17 protein-coding genes are annotated in these 22,651 nt (G+C 69.2%); 9 read left to right on the forward strand and 8 right to left on the reverse strand.

What is annotated here, in order from left to right; genetic code table 11:
- Nucleotides 1–91 precede the first annotated feature (91 nt).
- The 3 genes from glgX to ACAM58_RS02720 are packed head-to-tail and all read right to left on the reverse strand — an operon-like array spanning nucleotide 92 to nucleotide 6,031.
- Nucleotides 92–2,173, reverse strand: coding sequence for a glycogen debranching protein GlgX (glgX, locus tag ACAM58_RS02710; protein ID WP_369664070.1), 2,082 nt, complete (start codon nucleotides 2,171–2,173; stop codon nucleotides 92–94).
- 4 nt (nucleotides 2,174–2,177) lie between these two features.
- On the reverse strand, nucleotides 2,178–4,349 hold the full coding sequence (glgB, locus tag ACAM58_RS02715; protein WP_369664071.1) for a 1,4-alpha-glucan branching protein GlgB: 2,172 nt from the start codon (nucleotides 4,347–4,349) through the stop codon (nucleotides 2,178–2,180).
- A gap of 8 nt (nucleotides 4,350–4,357) precedes the next feature.
- Nucleotides 4,358–6,031, reverse strand: a complete 1,674-nt coding sequence (locus ACAM58_RS02720; protein ID WP_369664072.1) for an alpha-amylase family glycosyl hydrolase — start codon at nucleotides 6,029–6,031, stop codon at nucleotides 4,358–4,360.
- 141 nt (nucleotides 6,032–6,172) lie between these two features.
- Here ACAM58_RS02720 and ACAM58_RS02725 point away from each other — a divergent pair, with 141 nt between their 5' ends.
- Genes ACAM58_RS02725 through ACAM58_RS02735 form a run of 3 tightly spaced genes read left to right on the forward strand, consistent with a single transcriptional unit; the run spans nucleotide 6,173 to nucleotide 8,809 of the window.
- On the forward strand, nucleotides 6,173–7,648 hold the full coding sequence (locus ACAM58_RS02725) for an FAD-dependent oxidoreductase (protein ID WP_369664073.1): 1,476 nt from the start codon (nucleotides 6,173–6,175) through the stop codon (nucleotides 7,646–7,648).
- Nucleotides 7,649–7,673: 25 nt separating this feature from the next.
- The gene (locus tag ACAM58_RS02730) at nucleotides 7,674–8,195 is read left to right on the forward strand and encodes a CMD domain-containing protein (protein ID WP_018903980.1); all 522 of its coding nucleotides are present in this window, start codon (nucleotides 7,674–7,676) and stop codon (nucleotides 8,193–8,195) included.
- Nucleotides 8,192–8,809, forward strand: a complete 618-nt coding sequence (locus tag ACAM58_RS02735) for a peroxidase-related enzyme (RefSeq protein ID WP_369664074.1) — start codon at nucleotides 8,192–8,194, stop codon at nucleotides 8,807–8,809. Before ACAM58_RS02730 ends, ACAM58_RS02735 begins: the two co-directional genes overlap by 4 nt.
- On the opposite strand, the gene ACAM58_RS02740 is transcribed toward ACAM58_RS02735, so the two are convergent.
- Both ACAM58_RS02740 and ACAM58_RS02745 read right to left on the reverse strand, forming a co-directional pair.
- Nucleotides 8,804–9,883 (reverse strand): NAD/NADP octopine/nopaline dehydrogenase family protein, encoded by a 1,080-nt coding sequence (locus ACAM58_RS02740; RefSeq protein ID WP_369664075.1) that lies wholly within the window; start codon nucleotides 9,881–9,883, stop codon nucleotides 8,804–8,806. The genes ACAM58_RS02735 and ACAM58_RS02740 overlap by 6 nt on opposite strands.
- A complete protein-coding gene (locus ACAM58_RS02745; RefSeq protein ID WP_369664076.1) occupies nucleotides 9,876–10,853 on the reverse strand; it encodes a Bug family tripartite tricarboxylate transporter substrate binding protein in 978 nt (325 codons plus the stop codon). Before ACAM58_RS02745 ends, ACAM58_RS02740 begins: the two co-directional genes overlap by 8 nt.
- A 203-nt stretch (nucleotides 10,854–11,056) precedes the next feature.
- Between ACAM58_RS02745 and leuS the strand changes: the two genes are divergently transcribed.
- The 6 genes from leuS (at nucleotide 11,057) to ACAM58_RS02775 (ending at nucleotide 20,239) form a co-directional block, all read left to right on the forward strand.
- The gene (leuS, locus tag ACAM58_RS02750) at nucleotides 11,057–13,687 is read left to right on the forward strand and encodes a leucine--tRNA ligase (RefSeq protein WP_369664077.1); all 2,631 of its coding nucleotides are present in this window, start codon (nucleotides 11,057–11,059) and stop codon (nucleotides 13,685–13,687) included.
- 20 nt (nucleotides 13,688–13,707) lie between these two features.
- Entirely contained in the window at nucleotides 13,708–14,229 is a 522-nt protein-coding gene (gene lptE, locus ACAM58_RS02755; protein ID WP_278874030.1) for an LPS assembly lipoprotein LptE, read from the forward strand.
- 4 nt (nucleotides 14,230–14,233) lie between these two features.
- A complete protein-coding gene (gene holA / locus ACAM58_RS02760; protein ID WP_369664078.1) occupies nucleotides 14,234–15,331 on the forward strand; it encodes a DNA polymerase III subunit delta in 1,098 nt (365 codons plus the stop codon).
- 134 nt (nucleotides 15,332–15,465) lie between these two features.
- Nucleotides 15,466–16,761 carry a glutamate-5-semialdehyde dehydrogenase gene (locus tag ACAM58_RS02765; protein WP_026283918.1) on the forward strand — a complete coding sequence of 432 codons (1,296 nt, stop codon included), beginning with the start codon at nucleotides 15,466–15,468 and terminating at the stop codon, nucleotides 16,759–16,761.
- 121 nt (nucleotides 16,762–16,882) lie between these two features.
- The gene (gene gshA, locus ACAM58_RS02770) at nucleotides 16,883–18,193 is read left to right on the forward strand and encodes a glutamate--cysteine ligase (RefSeq protein WP_012745589.1); all 1,311 of its coding nucleotides are present in this window, start codon (nucleotides 16,883–16,885) and stop codon (nucleotides 18,191–18,193) included.
- A 174-nt stretch (nucleotides 18,194–18,367) separates the two neighbouring features.
- Nucleotides 18,368–20,239, forward strand: a complete 1,872-nt coding sequence (locus ACAM58_RS02775) for a potassium transporter Kup (RefSeq protein ID WP_369664079.1) — start codon at nucleotides 18,368–18,370, stop codon at nucleotides 20,237–20,239.
- A gap of 45 nt (nucleotides 20,240–20,284) precedes the next feature.
- Here ACAM58_RS02775 and ACAM58_RS02780 read toward each other — a convergent pair whose 3' ends face one another.
- From ACAM58_RS02780 to ACAM58_RS02790, 3 genes are read right to left on the reverse strand one after another with little or no spacing between them, the layout of a single operon-like run.
- The gene (locus ACAM58_RS02780) at nucleotides 20,285–21,052 is read right to left on the reverse strand and encodes a GntR family transcriptional regulator (RefSeq protein WP_369664080.1); all 768 of its coding nucleotides are present in this window, start codon (nucleotides 21,050–21,052) and stop codon (nucleotides 20,285–20,287) included.
- Between the two features lie 57 nt (nucleotides 21,053–21,109).
- Nucleotides 21,110–22,033 (reverse strand): polysaccharide deacetylase family protein, encoded by a 924-nt coding sequence (locus ACAM58_RS02785; protein WP_369664081.1) that lies wholly within the window; start codon nucleotides 22,031–22,033, stop codon nucleotides 21,110–21,112.
- A 10-nt stretch (nucleotides 22,034–22,043) separates the two neighbouring features.
- Nucleotides 22,044–22,484: a hypothetical protein gene (locus ACAM58_RS02790; protein WP_012745593.1), complete on the reverse strand. Its 441-nt coding sequence runs from the start codon at nucleotides 22,482–22,484 to the stop codon at nucleotides 22,044–22,046.
- Between the last annotated feature and the right edge of the window lie 167 nt (nucleotides 22,485–22,651).

The raw sequence follows: 22,651 nt of genomic DNA on the forward strand, positions 1-22,651 counted from the left end.
GTGTCTCCGTTCGTTTGGCGGTTTGTCGTCTTGTCTTCTTCGTCTTCAGCGCTTCTGCAGCCAGCCTAGCACCGTGTGGCGCGGCTGGCTTCTACCTTCTTGCAATCCGGAGGCTCGAACGCGGTACCTCCACCGTGCCGGCATGCGGCTGTGGCTGCGCGGCGCCGGCCTCGGGCGCCGGATCGTCGGTCGCGAGCCGCCACTGCCATGAACCCGCCGGCAGCCTGAACGGCATGGCCGCCGGCCCCGCATTCACCAGCACCAGCCAGGCGCCCGCATCCGCGGCCGCCGCTTCGAAAAGGATTGCAAGCGCCGTGCCGCAGTGCCAGTCGGCCTCGCGCATCGGCTGGCCGTCGGGCCGCAGCCAATGGATGCCCGGCGCGCCCTCTGCCGGCTCGGCCGGCCACCAGCGCGTGCTGCGCAGCACGGGGGCTTCGCGGCGCAGCGCGACCAGCCGGGCGACGAAGGCGCTCAGCCGCGCTGCTTCGCTGGCGGGATCGTGGGCGCCGATCCAGGCGAGCCAGGTGGTTTCGTTGTCCTGGCAGTAGGCGTTGTTGTTGCCTTGCTGGCTGTGGCCGAGCTCATCGCCGGCCAGCAGCATCGGCGTGCCCTGCGACAGCAGCAGCGTGGCGAGCAGCGCGCGCTGCAGGCGGCCGCGCTCGGCCTGCACGGCGGGGTCGTCGCTCGGACCCTCGACGCCGCAGTTGTTGCTCAGGTTGTGCGCATGGCCGTCGCGGTTGTTCTCGCCGTTGGCCAGGTTGTGCCGCTCTTCGTAGCAGAGCAGGTCGCGCAGCGTGAAGCCGTCGTGCGCGGTGATGAAGTTGACGCTGGCGGTGGGCGCGCGGCCATGGTGGGCGAACTGCGCGCTCGAGGCCGTGAAGCGATGCGCGAAGTCGCCCAGGCCGGCGGCCCCCTCGCGCCCCTGCCGCAGCCAGAAGCCGCGCTGGGTATCGCGGTAGCGGTCGTTCCATTCGAGCCAGCCCGGCGGGAATTCGCCCAGGCGGTAGCCGCCCGGCCCGATGTCCCAGGGCTCCGCGATCAGCAGCGTGCGTGACAGCACGGGGTCTTGCGCGATGGCCGCGAAGAAGGGCGCGCGCGGGTCGAAATCGCCATCGGCGCCGCGGCCCAGCACGGGCGCGAGGTCGAAGCGGAAGCCGTCGACACCGAGCGCGCAGGTCCAGTGGCGCAGGCTGTCCATCACGAGCTGCAGCACGCGCGGCTCGGCCAGGTCGAGGCAGTTGCCGGTGCCGGCCCAGTTGGTGTAGAGCGCGCGGTCATCGGCGCGCAGGTGGTAGTAGAGCGCGTTGTCGATGCCGCGCATAGACAGCGTGGGACCGAGCTCGTCGCTCTCGGCGCTGTGGTTGTAGACCACGTCGATCACCAGCTCCATGCCGCGCGCATGCACCGCGTCGGCCAGGGCGCGGAATTCGCTGGCCGGCGTGGTGCCGGCGCGGCCGCTCCAGTAGCGCGCCTCGGGCGCGAACCAGCCGATGGTGTTGTAGCCCCAGTAGTTGCCGAGGCCCATGGCGAGCAGCCGCTGTTCGTCGGCGCGGTGCTGCACCGGCATCAGGCTCAGCGTGGTGACACCCAGGGCCTGCAGGTGGTCGAGCACCACGGGCTCGGCCAGGCCCGCATAGGTGCCGCGCAAGGCCGCGGGCACGCCCGGGTGCAGCCGGGTCTGTCCGCGCACATGCAGTTCGTAGAGCACGCGCTCGCCGGCCGGGATGCGGGCATGGCCCGGTGCGGCCGAAGCATCGGCGGCGGCCGCCACGCGGCCCTTGAGCGCCACGGCGCCGTTGTCGCGCGTGTTGCGCTGGTGCGGATTCGCGGGATCGTGCCCGAGGAACAGGTCGCTGCCGTCGTAGCGGCCGACGATCTCGCGCGCATACGGGTCGAGCAGCAGCCTCGCGGGATTGAAGCGCTGTCCCGCGTGCGGCGCCCATGGCCCGTGCACGCGAAAGCCGTAGACCAGCCCGGCGCGACCGCTCGGCAGCAGCCCGTGCCAGACGCCGTCGGTGAAGGCCGGCAGCCGGATGCGCTGCTGCTCATGCTGGCCCGTGCCGTCGAAAAGGCAGAGCTCGACGGCTTCGGCGTTGGGCGCCACGAGCGCGAAGTTCACGCCGTTCGGCGAGAGCGTCGCGCCAAGGGGGAAGGGGGAGCCCGGGCTCAGCATCGCTTCAAGCCAGCACCCACATCACGGTGGCCAAGGGCGGCACGCTGATGAGAATCGAATCGGCCCTGCCGTGCCAGGGCACCGGTTCGCTGTCGACCACGCCGTTGCCGACACCGCTGCCGCCGTACACGGCGCCGTCGGTGTTGATGGCCTCGCGGTAGGCGCCCGCCGCGGGCACGCCGAGCCGGTAGCCGTGGCGCGGCAGCGGCGTGAAGTTGCACACGGCCACCACGAAGGAGCCGCCCTGGGCCCGGCGCACGAAGGCGAAGACCGACTGCTCCCGGTCGTCATGCACCAGCCACTCGAAGCCGGCCCTTTCGGTGTCGAGCTCGTGCAGCGCGGGGAAGTGCCGGTACACGTTGTTGAGGTCGCGCACCAGCCGCCGCATGCCCTGGTGCGGCGCCTGCTCGAGCAGGTGCCAGTCGAGGCTGCGGTCGGCGTTCCATTCCGCCACCTGGGCGAATTCATTGCCCATGAACAGCAGCTTCTTGCCCGGATAGGCCCAGAGGTAGCCATAAAGATTGCGCAGCCCCGCGAACTTCTGCCACTCGTCGCCGGGCATGCGGCCGAACATCGAGCCCTTGCCGTGCACCACCTCGTCGTGCGAGAGCGGCAGCACGAAGTTCTCGCTGTGCGCATACATCAGGCCGAAGGTGATCTTCTGGTGGTGGTGCTTGCGGTGGACCGGGTCGATGCCCGCATAGGCGAGCGTGTCGTTCATCCAGCCCATGTTCCATTTGTAGTGGAAGCCCAGGCCGCCGTCCTCGGGCGGCCGCGTCACGCCCGGAAAGCTCGTGGACTCCTCGGCCAGCGTGATGGCGCCCGGGCGCTCGACGCCCACCACCCGGTTCATGCGCCGCAGGAAGTCGATGGCCTCGAGGTTCTCGCGCCCGCCGTGGATGTTGGGCACCCATTCGCCGGGCTGGCGGCTGTAGTCGCGGTAGAGCATGGAGGCCACGGCGTCGACGCGCAGCCCGTCGACGCCGTAGCGCTCGAGCCAGTACAGCGCATTGCCGACCAGGTAGTTGCGCACCTCGGTGCGGCCGTAGTTGAAGATGAAGGTCTTCCAGTCGTTGTGGAAGCCCTCGCGCGGATCGGCGTATTCATAGAGCGCGGTGCCGTCGAAGCGGCCCAGGCCGTGCGCGTCGGTGGGAAAGTGCGCGGGCACCCAGTCGAGGATCACGCCCAGGCCCGCGGCATGCGCGGCTTCGACCAGATGGCGGAAGTCGCCGGGCGTGCCGAAGCGCGAGGTGGGCGCATACAGGCCGATCGGCTGGTAGCCCCAGGAGCCGTCGAACGGATGCTCGCTGACCGGCAGCAGCTCGATGTGCGTGAAGCCCATGTCGCGCGCGTACGGCACCAGTGTGTCGGCCAGCTCGCGGTAGTCCAGCCATTCATGGCCGTTCTTGCGGCGCCAGGAGCCCAGGTGCACCTCGTAGATGCTCATCGGCGCATGGCGGCCGTTGGCGGCGGCGCGCCCGGGCGGCATCGCCACCGGCGCGGGCAGCGGCGCGACCACGCAGGCGGTCTCGGGCCGCAGGCGCGAGGAGAAGGCGAAGGGATCGGCCTTGCGCAGCACCTCGCCCTGGGCCGAGAGGATCTCGAATTCGTAGCCGTCGCCCGTGGCCAGCTGCGGCGCGAAGATTTCCCACACGCCGCATTCGCGGCGCAGCCGCATCATGTGGCGCCGGCCGTCCCAGTTGTTGAAGTCGCCGACCACCGAGACGCGCCGCGCATTGGGCGCCCAGACCGCGAAGGCCACGCCCTTGACGCCATCCATCTCGCACAGGTGCGCGCCCAGCCGCTCCCAGGGCCGCAGGTGCGTGCCTTCGGCCAGCAGCCATACGTCGGTGGCGCCCAGCACGAACGCGAAGCGGTACGGGTCTTCGAGCCGCGAACTGTGCGTGCCCCAGTCGACCTGGAACGAATAGCCCAGCAGCGCCTCGGCTGCGGGCACCAGTCCCGCAAAAAGATCGGAGCCTTCCTGCCGCGACAGCAGCGCCAGCGGCCAGCCCGTGCGCGTGTGCACCACGGCGACGCTCTGCGCGCCCGGCAGCAGCGCGCGCACCAGCAGGCCGTCGCGCGTCTCGTGCGGACCGAGCACCGCGAACGGATCGCCGTGCTCGGCGCGCATCAGCGCGTGCACTTCGCGTTCGGGCAGCAGCAGGGAAGGCATGTTGTTCTTCACATCGGTTCTTCTTCGCCGGCGGGGCGGCCGAAAAACACGCCGTAGGGCGCCAGCCTCAGCATGCGCCTTTCAGCGCCGGCCTGCAGGGTCGACGACGATGCCAGCGGATGCCCCGCGAGCGGCTCGAGCGCCCCGTGCAGCGCGATGGACACCGACTCGCCTCCCAGGTTGAAGACGGCCTGCAGCGATTGGTTCCCTTCGCGCCGTTCGAACCACAGCACCGGCTCCGGTGCATCGAAGAAGGCGATGCTGCCGGTGCGCAGCAGCGGCTGGGTGCGGCGCCAGCGCAGCAGCGCGCGGCTGAATGCGAGCATCGAGTCGGGATCGGTGGACTGGCGGTCGACGGCCAGCGGCAGGTGGCGGCCGTAGACCGGCAACCAGGGCCCGCCGGTGGTGAAGCCGGCGTGCAGCTCGTCGGCTTTCCAGGGCATGGGCGTGCGGCAGCCGTCGCGGCCCTTGAATTCGGGCCAGAAGGCGCGGCCGTAGGGGTCCTGCAGCAGCTCGAACGGCACCTCGGCCTCGGGCAGGCCGAGCTCCTCGCCCTGGTAGATGCTGGCGCTGCCGCGCAGCGCGAGCAGCAGCGCGAGCCAGAGCCGGTCGCGCCGCGTGTCTTCCGGGCCGCCGCCGCTCCAGCGCGTGGCCACGCGCGGCACGTCGTGGTTGGAGACGGCCCAGCAGCCCCAGCCGCCGGTCGGCGCGAGCGCCTGGTCGAGCGTCTCGACCTGGTGGCGCAGGTGCCTGGCGCTGTGCTCGGCCGTCAGCAGGCTGAAGCTGTAGGCCAGGTGCAGGCGCTTGCCCAGTTCGGTGTACTGCGCCATGACGGGCGGCGCGTTCTCGTCGCCGACCTCGCCGAGCGCGACCGCGCCATAGTCGTCGAGCAGCCCGCGCAGGCTTTCGAGGAAGCGCAGGTTCTCCATCTGGCTCTTGTCGTAGAGGTGCTGCTGCATGGCATAGGGGTTGTCGGCCCGCACCGTGCTCACCTCGTCCAGCGAGGCGGCGCTGGCCGGCGGGTTGTCGCGCAGCAGCGCATCGTGGAACTGGTGGTTGCAGGCATCGAAGCGGAAGCCGTCCACGCCGCGCTCGCACCAGAAGCGCACTTCGCCCAGCAGCGCTTGCTGCACCTCGGCGCAATGGAAGTTCAGGTCGGGCTGCTCCTGGAGGAAGCTGTGCAGGTAGTACTGGCGGCGGCGCGAATCCCACTGCCAGGCCGGCCCGCCGAAGACGGAGAGCCAGTTGTTGGGCGGCGTGCCGTCGGGCCGCGGATCGGCCCACACGTACCAGTCGGCCTTGGGGTTGTCGCGGCTCGCGCGGCTCTCGGCGAACCAGGCGTGCTGGTCGGAGGTGTGCGAGAGCACCTGGTCGATGATGATCTTCAGGCCCAGCGCATGGGCGCGCGCCAGCATCTCGTCGAAATCGGCCAGCGTGCCGAAGATCGGATCGACCGCGCGGTAGTCGGCCACGTCGTAGCCGAAGTCTTTCATCGGCGAGCGGAAGAAGGGCGACACCCAGATCGCATCGACCCCCAGGCTCGCCACATGATCGAGCCGCGAGGTGATGCCGGGCAGGTCGCCGATGCCGTCGCCGTTGCTGTCCATGAAGCTGCGCGGGTAGATCTGGTAGATCACCGCGCCGCGCCACCATTCGCCATTGCTGCTGTTGTTGCTGCGCATGCTGTCCCTGTGGTCTGAAAATCATTGTGGCATGCGAGATCCGGGCCCGGTCCGTGCATGGGCCTGTCCCGGTCCCGCCTGAAAAGCTTTCTACACTGGGCGGGGTTCCCTGCGAACCCGCTTCCCGTTTCGTTTTGCAAGATGACCACCGACGCCGCTTTCCCCGCCCCATCCCCCCACCCGCAAGGCCTTGCCGCGCTCGAGCAGCGGCTCGCCCGGGATCTCGAATGCCTCGGCTGGCCCGTGCGCGCATGGATGCCGGTTCGCACGCACGGCGGCGAACCCGTGCTGGACGTGGCCATCATCGGTGCCGGCCAGGCCGGGCTGGCGGCCGCGGCCGCGCTGGCCCAGCAGGGCATCCGGGCCGTGGTGTTCGATCGCTCGCCTGCGGGCAGCGAAGGGCCATGGGCCACCACGGCGCGCATGGAAACCCTGCGTTCGCCCAAGGAACTGACCGGCCCCGCGCTGGGCCTGCCCGCGCTGACCTTCCGCGCCTGGTTCGAGGCCCAGTTCGGCTCGGAGGCCTGGACTGCGATGGACAAGATCCCGCGCCTGCAGTGGATGGACTACCTGCGCTGGTACCGCCGCGTGATGAACATCGATGTGCGCAACGACATGGCCGTCACCGGCATGCAGCCGCTCGCCGATGGTGCGATGGTGCGGCTCGCGCTGCGCACGCCGGCCGGTGCACAGCAGGTGCTGGCGCGCCGCGTGGTGCTGGCCACGGGGCGCGACGGGCTTGGCGGCCCCGCGGTTCCGGCGTTCGTCAACGCGCTGCCGCGCTCGCAGTGGGCCCATTCGTCCGACGAGATGGACTACGGCCGGCTCGCCGGGCTGCGCGTGGGCGTGGTCGGCGCGGGCTCGTCGGCCATGGACAGCGCGGCCACCGCGCTGGAGGCCGGCGCGCACAGCGTCGAGCTCCTGATCCGCCGGCCCGACCTGCCGCGCGTCAACAAGGGCAAGGGCGCCGGCGTGCCGGGCCTGACGCAGGGCCACTACGACCTGCCCGACGCGTTCAAGTGGCGCATCCGCCACTACATCAACGTGGCCAACGTGCCGCCGCCGCATGGCAGCACGCTGCGCGTGTCGCGCTACCCGAACGCGTTCTTCAATTTCGGCTGCCCCGTGCTTGCGGTCGAGCCGCAGGGCGCGGCAATGCGCGTGGCCACGCCCAGGGGCGACTTCGTGTTCGACTTCCTCGTTGTTTCGACCGGTTTCAAGATCGACTGGCGCTGCCGCCCCGAGTTCGACACCATTGCATCGCATGTGCGCACCTGGAAGGACCGTTTCGTGCCCGCGCCCGGCGACGAAGACCAGGAGCTGGCCGATTCGCCCGATCTCGGGCCGGCCTTCGAATTCCGCGAGCGCACAGCGGGCGAGTGCCCGGGCCTCGAGCGCATCCATTGCTTCTGCTATCCCGCGGCCTTGTCGCACGGCACGGTGTCGGGCGACATTCCCGCGATCAGCGATGGCGCCCGGCGGCTTGCGAGCGGCATGGCCAGCCTGTTCTACCGCGAGGACTTCGAGCAGCACTTCGCCAACCTCGAGGCCTACAGCGAGCCCGAACTGTTCGGCGACGAATGGATGCCCGCGCCACCGCCGTCCGAACGCGGCTGAACTCCAGACTTCTTCATCGAAACGCATGACCACTCTTTCCGAATCTCCCTTAGCCATCGACGTGATCGACGCCACGGTGCCGCTGGTGCCCGGCCACGCCACCCGCCTGCTGCGCCAGCAGCGCGACAAGGTCGTGGCGGCCACGCAGGGCAGCTACGACGCGATGTTCTCGCCATCGGTCGAAGGCCTCTCGGTGGCTGAGCGTCTGCTGGTCGCGCTGCATGCATGCAGCGTGTCGAAGGCCGCGACGCTCGCCGCGCACTACCGCGAGCAATTGCTGGCCGAGGGCGTGGACCGCGAGCTGATCGCGGCCGTGGGCAGCGGCGCCCCGGTGGCCGATGCGCGGCTGCGCACGGTGCTGGCATTCACCGCGAGCCTGATCGAGCGACCCATCGAGGGTGACAAGGCCGCGGTGCAGTCGCTGGCCGACGCCGGGCTCTCGACGCCCGCCATCGTCGCGCTGGGCCAGCTGATCGCCTTTCTCTCCTACCAGGTCCGCGTGGTCGCAGGGCTGCAGGCGCTGGCTGCTGCGGAGGTTGCAGCATGAGCACGAGCAATACGAACACGCCGATCCGCATCAAGGGCTTCACCAACGAGGTGCTGAGCTGGAAGCCCTGGCTCGACCCGGTCGACGTTGCCTCGGCCACGCCGGCCCAGCTGGCCGCGCTCGACGAGATGAGCCCGCAGGCGCGCACCTCGCCGTACTTCCTGCTGCTCGCGCATCAGCCCGAGATGCTGCTGCAGCGCTCCATCGCCTTCAACGCGATCATGTTCGCACCGGGCGGCATGCCGCGCGCGGAGCGCGAGCTGGGCGCCACGGTGGAGTCGCGCGTCAATGGCTGCGTGTACTGCGCCTCGGTGCATGCGCAGCGCTTCGAGCAGCTGGCCAAGCGCAGCGATGTGATCTCGCAGGTGTTCGAGGAGCCGGCTTCCGCGGGCACCACGCCGCGCGAGAAGGCCATCGTCGAATTCTCGATCCGGCTCGGCGCCGAGCCCGGCAAGGTGTCGGCCGACGATGTGCGAACGCTCAAGGCGGTGGGGCTCACCGAGCTCGAGATCCTCGACCTGGTCCATTCCGTGGCGCTCTTCGCCTGGGCCAACCGGCTGATGCTCAACCTGGGCGAGCCGGTCTTTCCGGCTGCGGCGGCCGCCGCGTCATAGGCGGGCGAGCAGGCCGGCCACGGTTTCAGTGACCAGATTCAGCGGCGCCAGCAAGTCGTTCTGCTGCCGGAAGTCGATGCCGCTGACCAGCGAGGCGGCGTCCACGATGGTGCGCGTCGCGGGTGTCGCCACGCCGGCGATGGCGCCGAGCGCTTCCACGAAGGCCAGGCCGTAGGGCATGTCTTCGCTCAGGTAGCGCGTGTCGGTGCGCACGGGGCCGGGCGGCCCGCCGCGCTTGGCATGCAGCTCGGCCGCGATGTCCTCGAGCCGCGACGATTCCGTGCCGAAGGAGCGCGCGAAATGCTCCTCGATGGGCCCGAGCGCGATGCCGAAGGCCTGGGCCACGGCGCGCCGCTCCCGGTCCAGCGCCTCGATCGCGCGGGCCACGCCGGGCGTCATGCAGTGGTACTGCGGCCAGTTCTCGGCATGCTCGATGCGCGTCCAGTTGAAGACGGCCAGCGGGCCGTGCGACTGCGGGTTGACGTTCGCGAGCGCGCTGGCGAGCGTGTTCTCCTGCGCGAAGAAGCCGCCGCCGAACAGCGCGGCGCACAGTTCGATGGCGCTCTCTATTTCCGCACTCGGCAGCGCTGACACACCGACCGCCTGGCGCCGCGTCATCACCCTGACCTGCGTGGCGGATTCGCGGCGCGCGGTCAGCACCGTGGTGCCGAAGCTCGCGACCGTCACCCGCTTGCCCGCCCGCCGTGCGCCTTCGTGCAGATAGAGCGACGACAGCGAGGCCATCGAGCTGACGATCACGACCTGTCCATCACGCAGGAAGGGCAGCAGCGCATCCATCACGCGCCGGTGTCCGTTGACCGGCAGGGCAATCAGCAGCACGTCCGATGCGCGGCAAAGTTGCGCCGCATCGCCGGCCACCTCGACCGCCACGCGGCAGGGCTGCACGCCGGCGGCTTCGAGCGGCTGCGTGCGCAGGGCCTCGGCACCCTGGCCGCCCGGCGACCAGAGCATCGCGGCGTGGCCCGCCTGGCGCAGCCACGCCGCGCTTGCCAGGGCGATCGCCCCGGTGCCCGCGATGCCGACGCGCAGGCGCCCTGCCGCAGGCTCAGTCAACTTTGATCCCCCCCTGCTTGATGACCTTCGCCCAGCGCTGGCTGTCTTCGGCAATCACCTTGCCCAGCGCCGCGCCGCCGCCGCAGGTGTTCACCGCGCCCAGCTGGGCGAAGCGCTGCTTGGTCTCGGGCAGGTTGCACACCTCGACCAGCGCCGCCGACAGCTTCTCGATGCTGGCCGCCGGCATGCGCGCGGGCGCCATCACGCCCACCCACACCGGCACGTCCATGCCCGCGAGGCCCGCCGCCTCCGCGACCGTCGGCGGCGTGCCGAGGCTGGGCAGGGCCGCGCGCGAAAAGGTGCCGAGCACGCGGGCCTTGCCGCTCGCCACCATCGGCTCGATGGAGGCGGCGCTGGTCACGATCAGCGCCACCTGGCCGCCCAGCAGGTCGGTCAGCGCCGGCGCCGCGCCGCGGTAGGGCACGTGCAGCAGGTCCACGCCGCTCGCCTGCGCCAGCAGCGCGCCCGTCAGGTGCGAGACGGTGCCGTTGCCGGTGGAGGCGTAGGTCAGCTGCCCGGGCTTCGCCTTGGCGTCGCGCAGCAGGTCGGCCAGCGTCTTGTAGGGGCTTTCGGTGCGCACGGCCACGGTCATCGGCGTGTCGCCGACCAGGGCCACCGGCGCAAGGTCATGCACCGGGTCATAGGGAAGCCTGGACTGCAGGTGGGGCGCGATGGTGATGGCGCCGCCGGTGGCCAGCAGCACGGTGGCGCCATCGGTCGCCTTGGCCACCGCATCGGCCGCCACGATGCCGCCCGCGCCCGCCTTGTTGTCGACGATCACGCTGCCGCCGAGCTTGTCGGTGAGCTTGGCGCCCAGGTAGCGGGCGATCACGTCCTGCGCCCCGCCGGCGGCGAAGGGCGCCACGATGCGCAGCGGCTTGTCGCCGTTCGGCTGCGCATGCAGCGGCACCGCGGCCAGGCTGGCAGCGGCCGCGAGGCCCAGGGCGAGGTGTTTCAGGAGCAGTTTCATGGCGTTTTCCGTCTGCGTCAGGTGGCAGGAAGTCATGCATTTTTCGCGAAACGCCGCGGAACCGGCTTTGCCGGGCCGCTGGTGTTGCCCCCGGCAGGGGGTTGGCGCAGCGACACGAAGTGCGCGAAGACTGGGGGCGAGTCTAGTCCGGCGCGATAATCCGTCCTCCCCGGCCACCCCGCGCCGGGTCTTGCCGAACCGCCATGAACCCCAGCTACAAACCCAGCGACGTCGAGTCCGCTGCCCAGGCGCAATGGAGCGCCGCCGATGCCTACCGCGTCACCGAGGACGCGAGCCGTAAAAAGTACTACGCCTGCTCGATGCTGCCGTACCCCAGCGGCAAGCTGCACATGGGCCACGTGCGCAACTACACCATCAACGACATGCTCACGCGCTACCTGCGCATGAGCGGCTACAACGTGCTGATGCCCATGGGCTGGGACGCCTTCGGCCTGCCGGCCGAGAACGCGGCGCTGAAGAACGGCGTGCCGCCGGCCAAGTGGACCTACGAGAACATCGACTACATGCGCGGCCAGCTCCAGGCCATGGGCCTGGCGATCGACTGGAGCCGCGAGATCGCCACCTGCGATCCGAGCTACTACAAGTGGAACCAGTGGCTGTTCCTCAAGATGCTCGAAAAGGGCATTGCCTACCGCAAGACCCAGGTCGTCAACTGGGACCCGGTCGACCAGACCGTGCTGGCCAATGAGCAGGTGATCGACGGCAAGGGCTGGCGCACCGGCGCCACGGTGGAGCGCCGCGAGATTCCGGGCTACTACCTGAAGATCAGCGACTACGCCGAAGAGCTGCTCGAGCACACGCAGCACAAGCTGCCGGGCTGGCCAGAGCGCGTCAAGCTGATGCAGGAGAACTGGATCGGCAAGAGCGAGGGCGTGCGATTCGCCTTCACGCACGACATCCAGGATGCGAGCGGCCAGCTGATCCAGGACGGCCGCATGTACGTGTTCACCACGCGCGCCGACACCATCATGGGCGTGACCTTCTGCGCCGTGGCGCCCGAGCATCCGCTGGCTGCGCATGCCGCCACGCTCGACCCCAAGGTCGCGGCCTTCATCGAGGAATGCAAGAGCGGCGGCACCACCGAGGCCGAGCTTGCCACGCAGGAAAAGAAGGGCGTGCCCACGGGCCTGACCGTCAAGCACCCGATCACCGACGAGCAGGTGCCGGTGTGGGTGGGCAACTACGTGCTCATCAACTACGGCGACGGCGCCGTGATGGGCGTGCCCGCGCACGACGAGCGCGACTTCGCCTTTGCCAACAAGTACGGCATCGAGATCATCCAGGTGGTGCTGGTCGACGACGAGCCGCACTTCGACTATCACAGGTGGCAGGACTGGTACGGCGACAAGCAGCGCGGCGTCACCATCAACTCCGACAACTTCAGCGGCATGACCCACAAGGAGGCCGTGGCCGCCGTGGCGCATGCGCTCGCCCAGAAGGGCCTGGGCGAGATGCAGACCACCTGGCGCCTGCGCGACTGGGGCGTGAGCCGCCAGCGCTACTGGGGCACGCCGATCCCGATCATTCATTGCGATGAGCACGGCGCGGTGCCGGTCCCCGAGAAGGACCTGCCCGTGGTGCTGCCGACGGACTGTGTGCCCGACGGCTCGGGCAACCCGCTCGCCAAGCACGAAGGCTTCCATGCCGGCGTGGTGTGCCCGGTCTGCGGCAAGCCCGCGCGGCGCGAGACCGACACCATGGACACCTTCGTCGACAGCTCGTGGTACTTCATGCGCTACTGCGACCCGAAGAACGACCAGGCCATGGTCGCCGAGGGCGCCGACTACTGGATGCCGATGGACCAGTACATCGGCGGCATCGAGCATGCGATCCTTCACCTGCTGTACGCGCGCTTCTGGACCAAGGTGATGCGCGACCTGGGCCTGGTGAAGGTCGACGAGCCCTTCAGCAAGCTGCTCACGCAGGGCATGGTGCTCAACCACATCTACTACCACCGCGACGAGAAGGGCGGCAAGAACTACCACCCGCCGCTGGAGGTGACGCCCACGCTCGACGCGCAGGGCCGCATCGTCGGCGGCACCACCGCGGACGGCACCAAGGTCGAATACGGCGGCGTCGGCAAGATGGGCAAGAGCGAACGCAACGGCGTCGACCCGCAGGACCTGATCGAGAAGTACGGCGCCGACACCGCGCGCCTGTACACCATGTTCACCGCACCGCCCGAGGCCACGCTCGAGTGGAACGACGCGGCCGTCGAAGGCAGCTACCGGTTCCTGCGCCGGGTCTGGAACTTCGGCGTGGCGCAGGCCGACGTGGCCCCGGTGGCGTTCGGCGGCCAGGCCTTCGGCAAGGCCGCCCAGGCGCTGCGGCGCGAAGTGCACACCGTGCTGCGCCAGGTCGACTACGACTACCAGCGCATGCAATACAACACCGTGGTTTCAGGCGCGATGAAGCTCCTGAATGCGCTCGAAGGCTTCAAGCCCGATGGCAGCGCCGGCGATGCCGCCGCGCTGCGCGAAGGCCTGGGCATCCTGCTGCGCTGCCTGTATCCGGCCACGCCGCACATCGCCCACCAGCTCTGGCAGCATCTGGGCTACGACAAGGAGCTGGGCGACCTGCTCGATGCGCCCTGGCCCGTGGTAGACGTGGCCGCGCTGGAGCAGGACGAGATCGAGCTCATGCTGCAGGTCAACGGCAAGCTGCGCGGCGCGCTGCGCGTGCCGGCCGGCGCCTCCAAGGCCGAGATCGAAGCGCTCGCGCTCTCGTGCGACGACTTCGTCAAGTTCGCCGAAGGCGCGCCGGCCAAGCGCGTCATCGTGGTTCCCGGCCGGCTGGTCAACGTGGTCATCTGAACGAAACGAACGATAGAAGCATGAACAATCGCAACGCCCCGCTGCCGCGCCGCGGCTTTCTCCTGGGCCTGGCTGCGGCGGGCGCCAGCCTCGCGCTGGCCGGCTGCGGGTTCGAACTGCGCAAGGCGCCGGTGTTCGCGTTCAAGACGCTGTCGCTGTCGGGCAATTCGGAACTGATCAACCGGCTGCGGCGCGAGATGCGCGCCGCGGGCACCGTCACGCTGGTGCCGCCCGATCAGACCCAGAGCGCCGACGCGATCCTCGAGATCCTCGGCGAGAACCGCGACCGCATCGTGATCTCGACCAATTCGGCCGGCCTGCTGCGCGAGCTGCAGCTGCAATTGCGCGTTCGCTTCAGCCTGCGCACGCCGGGCGGCAAGATGCTGCTGGCGCCCAGCGAGGTGTCGCAGACGCGCGACCTGAGCTTCAACGAAACCAACGCGCTCGCCAAGGAAGGCGAAGCCGAGCTGCTGTACCGCGACATGCAGGCCGACATCGCGCAGCAGCTGATGCGCCGCCTTGCGGCCGTCAAGGAACTCTAGGCGGATGCAACTTGCCAGTGCCCAGCTGGGCTCCCATCTGCAGAAGGGGCTGAAGCCCCTCTACACGATCCATGGCGACGAGCCGCTGCTCGCGCAGGAGGCGGCCGATGCCATCCGCGCCGCGGCGCGCGTGGCGGGCTATACGGAGCGCAGTTCGTACACCGTGGCCGGCGCGCACTTCGACTGGAGCGCGGTGCTTGCGGCGGGCGGTTCGCTCTCGCTGTTCGCCGACAAGCAGATCGTCGAGATCCGCATTCCCTCGGGCAAGCCCGGCAAGGACGGCAGCACCGCGCTGCAGCAGCTGGCCGAGGCGGCGCAGGGCAACGACAGCACGCTCACGCTGGTGATGCTGCCGCGGCTGGACAAGGCCACGCGCACCGGCGCCTGGTTCTCGGCGCTCGAGAACAACGGCGTGAGCCTGCAGGTCGACCCGATCGAGCGCAACGCGCTGCCGCAGTGGATCGCGCAGCGCCTGGGCCTGCAGGGCCAGCGCGTGATGCCCGGCGACGAAGGCCAGCGCACGCTGCAGTTCTTTGCGGACCGCGTGGAGGGCAACCTGCTGGCCGCCCACCAGGAGATCCAGAAGCTCGCCCTGCTGCACCCGGCCGGCGAGCTGAGCTGGGAGCAGGTCGAGGGCGCGGTCAACAACGTGGCGCGCTACGACGTCTTCAAGCTCTCCGAGGCCGTGCTGGCCGGCAACCCGCAGCGCGTGGCGCGCATGCTCGACGGCCTGCAGGCCGAAGGCGAGGCCGAGGTATTGGTGCACTACACGATCGCTGAGGACATCCGCGCGCTCAAGCGCGTGAAGGACGCCATGGCCGCGGGCCGGCCGCTGCCGATGGCGCTGCGCGAGAACCGCATCTGGGGCCCGCGCGAGCGCGCCTTCGAGCGCGTGCTGCCCCGGCTGGACGACCGCATGCTGGCCCGCCTGCTGCGCGCGGCCCATGTGGTGGACGGCATCTGCAAGGGGCTCAAGCAGCCCGACTGGCCGGCCGGCGGCTGGCAGGCGCTGCAGCGGCTGGCGCTGATGCTGTGCCGCGCCTGCAGCACCGCTCCCGCTCCCTCTCCCTCTCCCTCTCCCTCCGGGAGAGGGTTGGGATGAGGGCCGGCGGCCTTCATCGCATCGCGCGTTTTCGGGTGCCGCGGCCCTCACCCTAGCCCTCTCCCGGAGGGAGAGGGGACAACCCGGCAAATGGGCGAGGCCCGGGGTTGATCCAAATGCACGAAAATGCCCGCATGAACGCGTTCAACGTCAGCGAGCACATGCAGACCCTCGGCCTGCAGGCAAAAACCGCCGCATTCCTCATGGCCCGAGCGGATGCAGCTACCAAAAACAGAGCATTGAAGGCGCTGGCCAAGCGCCTGCGCGAAGCCGGCCCGGGGCTGGCCGAGGCCAACCAGAAGGACCTGGCGCGCGCCACGGCCGCCGGCCTGTCGGCGCCGATGGTCGACCGCCTCAAGCTCACGCCCAAGGTCATCGAGACCGTGGCGCTGGGCTGCGAGCAGCTTGCCGGCATGGCCGACGTGATCGGCGAGATCATCGGCATGAAGCAGCAGCCCAGCGGCATCCGCGTGGGCCAGATGCGCGTGCCGATCGGCGTCTTCGGCATGATCTACGAGAGCCGCCCCAACGTGACCATCGAGGCCGCGAGCCTGGCCATCAAGAGCGGCAACGCCGCCATCCTGCGCGGCGGCTCGGAGGCGATCGAGTCGAACAAGGCGCTGGCGCTGCTGGTGTCCGGCGCGCTGGCCGAGGCCGGCCTGCCGGTCGAGGCGGTGCAGCTGGTGCAGACCACCGACCGCGAGGCCGTGGGCCAGCTCATCGCGATGCCCGAGTTCGTGGACGTGATCATCCCGCGCGGTGGCAAGGGCCTGATCGAGCGCATCAGCCGCGATGCCAAGGTGCCGGTCATCAAGCACCTGGACGGCAATTGCCATGTCTACGTGGACGACACGGCCGAGTTCGAGATGGCACTGCGCATCGTCGACAACGCCAAGACGCAGAAATACAGCCCCTGCAACGCGGCCGAAGGTCTGCTGGTGTCGGCCGCGGTGGCCGAAGACTTCCTGCCCCGGATCGCCGCCATCTTCGCGGCCAAGGGCGTCGAGATGCGCTGCGACCCGGTGGCGGCCCGCATCCTGCGCGCCGACGAGGCATTGGCCGGTGCCGGCGCAAGAATCGTCGACGCGGTCGAGTCCGACTGGTCCGAGGAATACCTGGCCGCGGTGATCAGCATCAAGGTGGTCCAAGGGGTCGACGAGGCCATTGCGCACATCAACCGCTACTCGAGCCACCACACCGACGCGATCGTCACGCGCGACCACGTGCATGCGCAGCGTTTCCTGCGCGAGGTCGATTCGGCCAGCGTCATGGTCAATGCGAGCACACGCTTCGCGGACGGTTTCGAGTTTGGCCTGGGGGCGGAAATCGGCATCAGCACCGACAAGTTCCATGCGCGCGGACCGGTCGGCATCGAAGGTCTGACCTCGCTCAAGTACGTGGTGCTCGGGCAGGGCGAAGTGCGCAGCTGATGCACCGGAAGCGGGCGGACTGAACCAAGTCCGCTCTACGTAGTCTTGTCATTGGGGCGGCCATCCCCAAATCCTACAATTCCGCTCTACCTTTCAAGTACAAATCCAACAAGGCCGCCGCATGGTTCCGCATCTCGTCACCGCCCTGACCGGCCCGATCAACGAACTGGAACAGCGCGTCCTCGACTCCACGCCCGCCATCGAGCGCTGGTTCCGGCTCGAATGGATGGAGCACACGCCGCCGTTCTACAGCGCGGTCGACATCCGCAACGCGGGCTTCAAGCTGGCGCCGGTCGACACCAACCTCTTCCCCGGCGGCTGGAACAATCTCACCAAGGAGATGCTGCCGCTGGCGGTGCAGGCCGCGCAGGCCGCCATCGAGAAGATCTGTCCGGAAGCGCGCAACCTGCTGGTCATTCCCGAGAACCACTCGAAGAACACCTTCTACCTCGCCAACGTCGCCCAGCTGGTGCGGATCTTCCACATGGCGGGACTGAACGTGCGCGTGGGCTCGATCGATCCGGCCATCAAGTCGCCCAAGAAGATCGAGCTGCCCAACGGCGAGACCGTGTGCCTGGAGCCCGTGGTGCGCAGCAAGCGCCGCCTCGGGCTCAAGAACTTCGATCCCTGCACCATCCTGCTCAACAACGAGCTGACGGCCGGCACGCCGGGCATCCTGGAAGACCTGCACGAGCAGTACCTGCTGCCGCCGCTGCACGCGGGCTGGTCGGTGCGGCGCAAGAGCAACCACCTGCACAGCTACGAGGAGCTGTCCAAGCGCTTCGGCAAGCTGCTGGGCATCGACCCCTGGCTGATCAACCCGATCTATGCGCGCGCCGACGGCGTCGATTTTTCCGAAGGCCGCGGCATCGACGTGCTGACCAGCCACGTGGACGCGGTGCTGACCAAGGTGCGCCGCAAGTACAAGGAATACGGCATCAACGAGAAGCCTTTCGTGGTCGTCAAGGGCCATGTCGGCGGCGACGGCCCGGGCGTGGTCACCGTGCGCGACGCGAAGGAAGTCGAGGGCCTGGTCGGCAAGCCGCGCAGCGCTCCGGCAGGCAAGGCGGGCGCGGCCGCCAGGGAGCTGCGCGAGCCCGGCGAGGTGATCGTGCAGGAAGGCGTGCTGACCAACGAGCGCGTGCACAACGGCGTGGCCGAGCCGGTGGTCTACATGATGGACCGCTACGTGGTGGGCGGCTTCTACCGCGTGCATGCCGAGCGTGCGCCCGACGAGAACCTCAAGCTCCCGGGCGCGAGCTTCGTGCCGCTGGCGTTCTCCGAAAGCGCGCACCTGCCGCAGCCCGGCGCCAAGCCCGGCGCGAGCGCCCCGAACCGCTTCTACATGTATGGCGTGGTGGGCCGCCTGGCCATGGTGGCTGCGAGCTACGAGATGGAAGCCACCGATCCGGACGCCGAAATCTACGAATGATTTTCCGGGGCGGCTTGCGCGGGCCCCGGTCGGCGGCAAAATAGCGGCCCCACAGCAAAGGAAACAAAAGGGCGGAGGGGTGCGCGCGGCGGCTGGAAATTCCACCGCGGCAGCATCTCGGTGCGTGTGACGTCTGGTTACGCGCGGGCAGCCTCCCTTTTTCCCATCGACTTCGTGTCACCTCCCAAATCCACTTCCGCCGCCGCCTTGATCATCGGCGCCATCGGTGTCGTCTATGGCGACATCGGCACCAGCGTGCTGTATGCAGTCAAGGAAGTGTTCGGCCACGGCCACCTGCCGTTCACTATCGAAAACGTCTACGGCATCCTGTCGATGTTCTTCTGGACGCTCACCGTCATCGTGTCGATCAAGTACGTGGTGCTGGTGCTGCGCGCCGACAACGAAGGCGAGGGCGGCCTGGTCGCCATGCTGGCGCTGGCCTCGCGCGCGGTGGCCGACAAGCCCAGGCTGCGCCACGTGCTGCTGCTGGTGGGCATCTTCGGCACCTCGCTCTTCTATGGCGACGGCGTCATCACGCCGGCCATCTCGGTGCTTTCGGCGGTCGAGGGCCTCGAAGTGGTGTCGCCCCACTTCAAGCACTATGTGCTGCCGGTCACGCTGGTGGTGCTGTTCGGCCTCTTCGTGGTGCAAAAGCGCGGCACGGCGGGCATCGGCAAGTTCTTCGGGCCCATCACGCTCGCGTGGTTCCTGGCCATTGCGGTGCTCGGCGTGTCGCAGATCCTGCACCACCCTGAAATCCTCAAGTCTCTGAATCCCTGGTTCGCGCTGAAGTTCATGTGGGACAACCCGGGCACCAGCTTCATCCTGCTGGGCGCCACGGTGCTGTGCGTGACGGGCGCCGAGGCGCTCTACGCCGACCTGGGCCACTTCGGCAAGCGGCCGATCCGCGTGGCCTGGTTCACGGTCGTGATGCCGGCGCTCACGCTCAACTACTTCGGCCAGGGCGCGCTGCTGCTGGCGAACCCCGAGGCCGTGAAGAACCCCTTCTTCATGATGGCGCCCGAATGGGCGCTCGTTCCGCTGGTGCTGCTGGCCACGGCGGCCACCGTCATCGCGTCGCAGGCGCTCATCACGGGTGCCTTCAGCGTCACGCGCCAGGTCATCCAGCTGGGCTACCTGCCGCGCCTGAACATCGAGCACACGAGCGTGCGCACGGCGGGGCAGATCTACATTCCGCTGGTCAACTGGGGGCTGTTCGTGGCCATCGTGCTGGCGGTGGTCATGTTCCGCTCGTCGAGCAGCCTGGCCGCGGCCTATGGCATCGCCGTGACCACCGACATGCTGATCACCACGATCCTGACCTTCTTCGTGATCCGCTACGCCTGGAAGCTGCCGCTGGCGCTGTGCATTGCATCGACCGCGATGTTCTTCGTGGTCGACTTCCTGTTCTTCGCCTCGAACCTGCTCAAGCTGTTCGAGGGCGGCTGGTTCCCGCTGGTGATCGGCGGCGCCGTGTTCACGCTGATGATCACCTGGAAGGAAGGCCGCCGGCTGATGGGCGAGGTGCAGCGCGCCGACGCCATCGAGCTGAAGGCCTTTCTCGATTCGGTGTTCGAGAGCCCGCCCGCGCGCGTGGACGGCACCGCGGTGTTCCTCACCGCCGAACCCGGCGTGGTGCCCAATGCGCTGCTGCACAACCTCAAGCACAACAAGGTGCTGCACGAGCAGAACATGTTCGTGACCGTGCGCAACCACGAGGTGCCCTGGATACCGATGGACAAGCGCATCGAGATCGAGGCGCTCGGCCATCACTGCTGGCAGGTCACCGTGCACTACGGCTTCAAGAACGACATCGACCTGCCGCGCGCGCTCGACAATGCGCGCATGCGCGGCTGCCAGCTCGAGCCCATGACGACGAGCTACTTCCTCTCGCGCGACGTCGTCATTCCCACGCTGGGCAGCGGCATGGCGCCGTGGCGCGAGAAGCTGTTCGCGCAGATGCACCACAACGCGAGCGGCGCCGCCGCGTTCCTGGGGCTGCCGAACAACGCGGTGGTCGAGCTGGGCTCGAAGATCGAGATCTGATGAGGACGGCGACGGGCCCTGCCGCGGCAGGCCGCCCGCCGCCGCTCAGCCCAGTCCCAGCATCTGGCCCAGGCTGCGCCCGGAAGCGGGCCGGTCGAGCGCGATGTTCTTCTCGAGCACCAGGAGGTGCGCTTCCATCAGGCGCACGGCCTCGTCCGCATCGCCGCGCGCAATGGCATCGACCACGTCCGCATGCTCGCCGTGCTCGCACGATGCATTGCCGGGCGGCTCGTAGAGCGCCACGATCAGCGAGCAGCGCGACATGAGCTCGCTCAGGTAGCGCTCCAGGATCGGATTGCGCGCGAGCTTCGCCACGCGCAGGTGAAAGGTGCTGGCCAGGCGCGCCCACTCGGGCTGCGCATAGCGGTGCATCGCAGCATGCTCCTGCTTCAGGTGGCGCCGCAGCTCGGCGACTTCCGCACGCGTGGCATTGCGCACTGCCATGCGCACCAGCGCGGCCTCGAGCGCGCGGCGCGCCTCGAAGATCTGCCGCGTCTCCTCGGGCGAGGGCATGGCGACGATGGCGCCGCGGTTCGGCCGCAGTTCCACGATGTGGTCGTGCGCGAGCCGCTGCAGCACCTTGCGCACCAGCGCGCGGCTCACGCCGAACAGTTCGCACAGCGATGCCTCCGGCAGCTTGGTGCCGGGCGCGAGGCGCTGGCTGGCCACGCCTTCGAAGACCGAGCGGAAGATGCGTTCCTCGATGTCGCCGTTGCCCTCGTTCTTTGCCGCGGCGCCGCCGGTGGGCGGCAGCTTGCGCCGGGTGGGTCGCGGCGCGGTGGCGGGCTTGGGCGGCGAAGAAGAACGGGGCATGGCGCAGTCGATGGGGGAACCTGCCCATTATCGAGCGCGTGCGGCGCGTGCCGGGGCTTATGCAAAGTCTGCGGGCCGGTCCGCCGCAAGCTGCTGCATGTGCGATGCGATCGCCCCGGGCGTGGTGAACCAGATGTCGCCGCGGTCGCGCGCGCGGGCCAGGTGCGCGAGCGCGGTGCGCAGGTGGCGCAGCCGGTAGGGCTGGCCCACGATGTAGGGATGCAGCGCGAGGCCCATCACCAGCGGCTGCGCGCGCGACTGCTCGCGCATCTCGTCGAAGTTGTCGACCACCATCGCGCTGAAGTCCCTGGCGTCCATGAGTCGGCCCACGATCATCGGAATGTCGTTGAGCTCCTGCGGATACGGCACCGACCAGATCGAGCTGCCGCCGCGCGTGCGCATGCGCACCGGCTGGTCGTCGTGGCACCAGTTGAGCGTGTAGCCGTAGCCGGTCTCGGCCAGCAGGTCGGGCGTGACGGCGCTTTCCGAGATCCATGGCGACAGCCATCCGGCCGGCGCCTGGCCGCTTTCGCGCTGCATGCGCTCGCGGCAGCCTGAGAGCAGCGCGCGTTCGTGCGCCTCGTCCCATGCGCCCTGCCGCTCCGCATTGCTGTGGCCGTGGCCGATCAACTCGTCGCCGCGCGCCACACAGGCCTCGACCAGTTCCGGGCAGTGGTCGTAGAGAGCGGTGTTGACGAGCGCGCCCGCCGGCAGCGCCAGCGCATCGAACAGCTCGAGGCAGCGCCAGGCGCCCACGCGGTTGCCGTATTCGCGCCAGCCGTGGTTCAGCACGTCGGGCTGCGGCGAGGCCGGGCCGATGCAGGCGCCCAGCCCGTCGCCGAACGCGAAATGCTCGATGTTGAAGCCGATGTACACGGCCAGCCGCGCGCCGTTCGGCCAGGCGTAGTCGGGCCGCCGCGTGATCGCGCTGTAGCCGAAGCGGCCGTGCGTGGGAAGCCGCTCGGGCCAGCGTGCGGTCATGCGCGCGGCCTCACAGCACCGCCAGCCCGGCGCGCACCAGCAGCCATTCGGCGCTGTCGTTCCACACGTCCATGCGGCTGATGAGGCCGTGGCGCACCACGTAGCGGTCGACATAGCGGTTGCCTTCGAAGGCAGTGCCGTCGGGCCAGGCGCCGTAGAGCGTGCCGAGGCTGTAGACCACGGTTTCCTCGGGCGTGCCGCCGGCCACCACTTCGGTGCGCTCGATCTTCTTCTTCACCCAGGCGTAGCGTTTCGCATTGAAGGCCGAGGTGTCGCCGGGTGCCTGCATCTCGCGGTTGCCGGTGAAGCGGATGCGGATGTCGGGCGCGGTGAAGCGCGACGCCGATTGCGGGTCGGGAATCATCACGAGGCGAAGGAATTCGTCGACCACCTCGGCGGGCGTGGAAGGATGCGGCGATGGGGGTGCATCGGGCGAAGCAGGCGTGTTCATGGGTTCTCCAGCGTGGGGGCCATGGCGGCGCATGGCGGAAAGCACGGCAGTGCTGCTGCAATTCTCGTGCCGATTGTCGACGTAACTTGATGGAAATTGTCGACAATCCATGAGCGTGGCGGCGGAGCCGGCGGCTGGGCGCCGCCGCGGCGTCCCCGGCACAATCG

The organism is Variovorax sp. V116 (assembly GCF_041154435.1).
GTDB lineage: Bacteria > Pseudomonadota > Gammaproteobacteria > Burkholderiales > Burkholderiaceae_C > Variovorax > Variovorax paradoxus.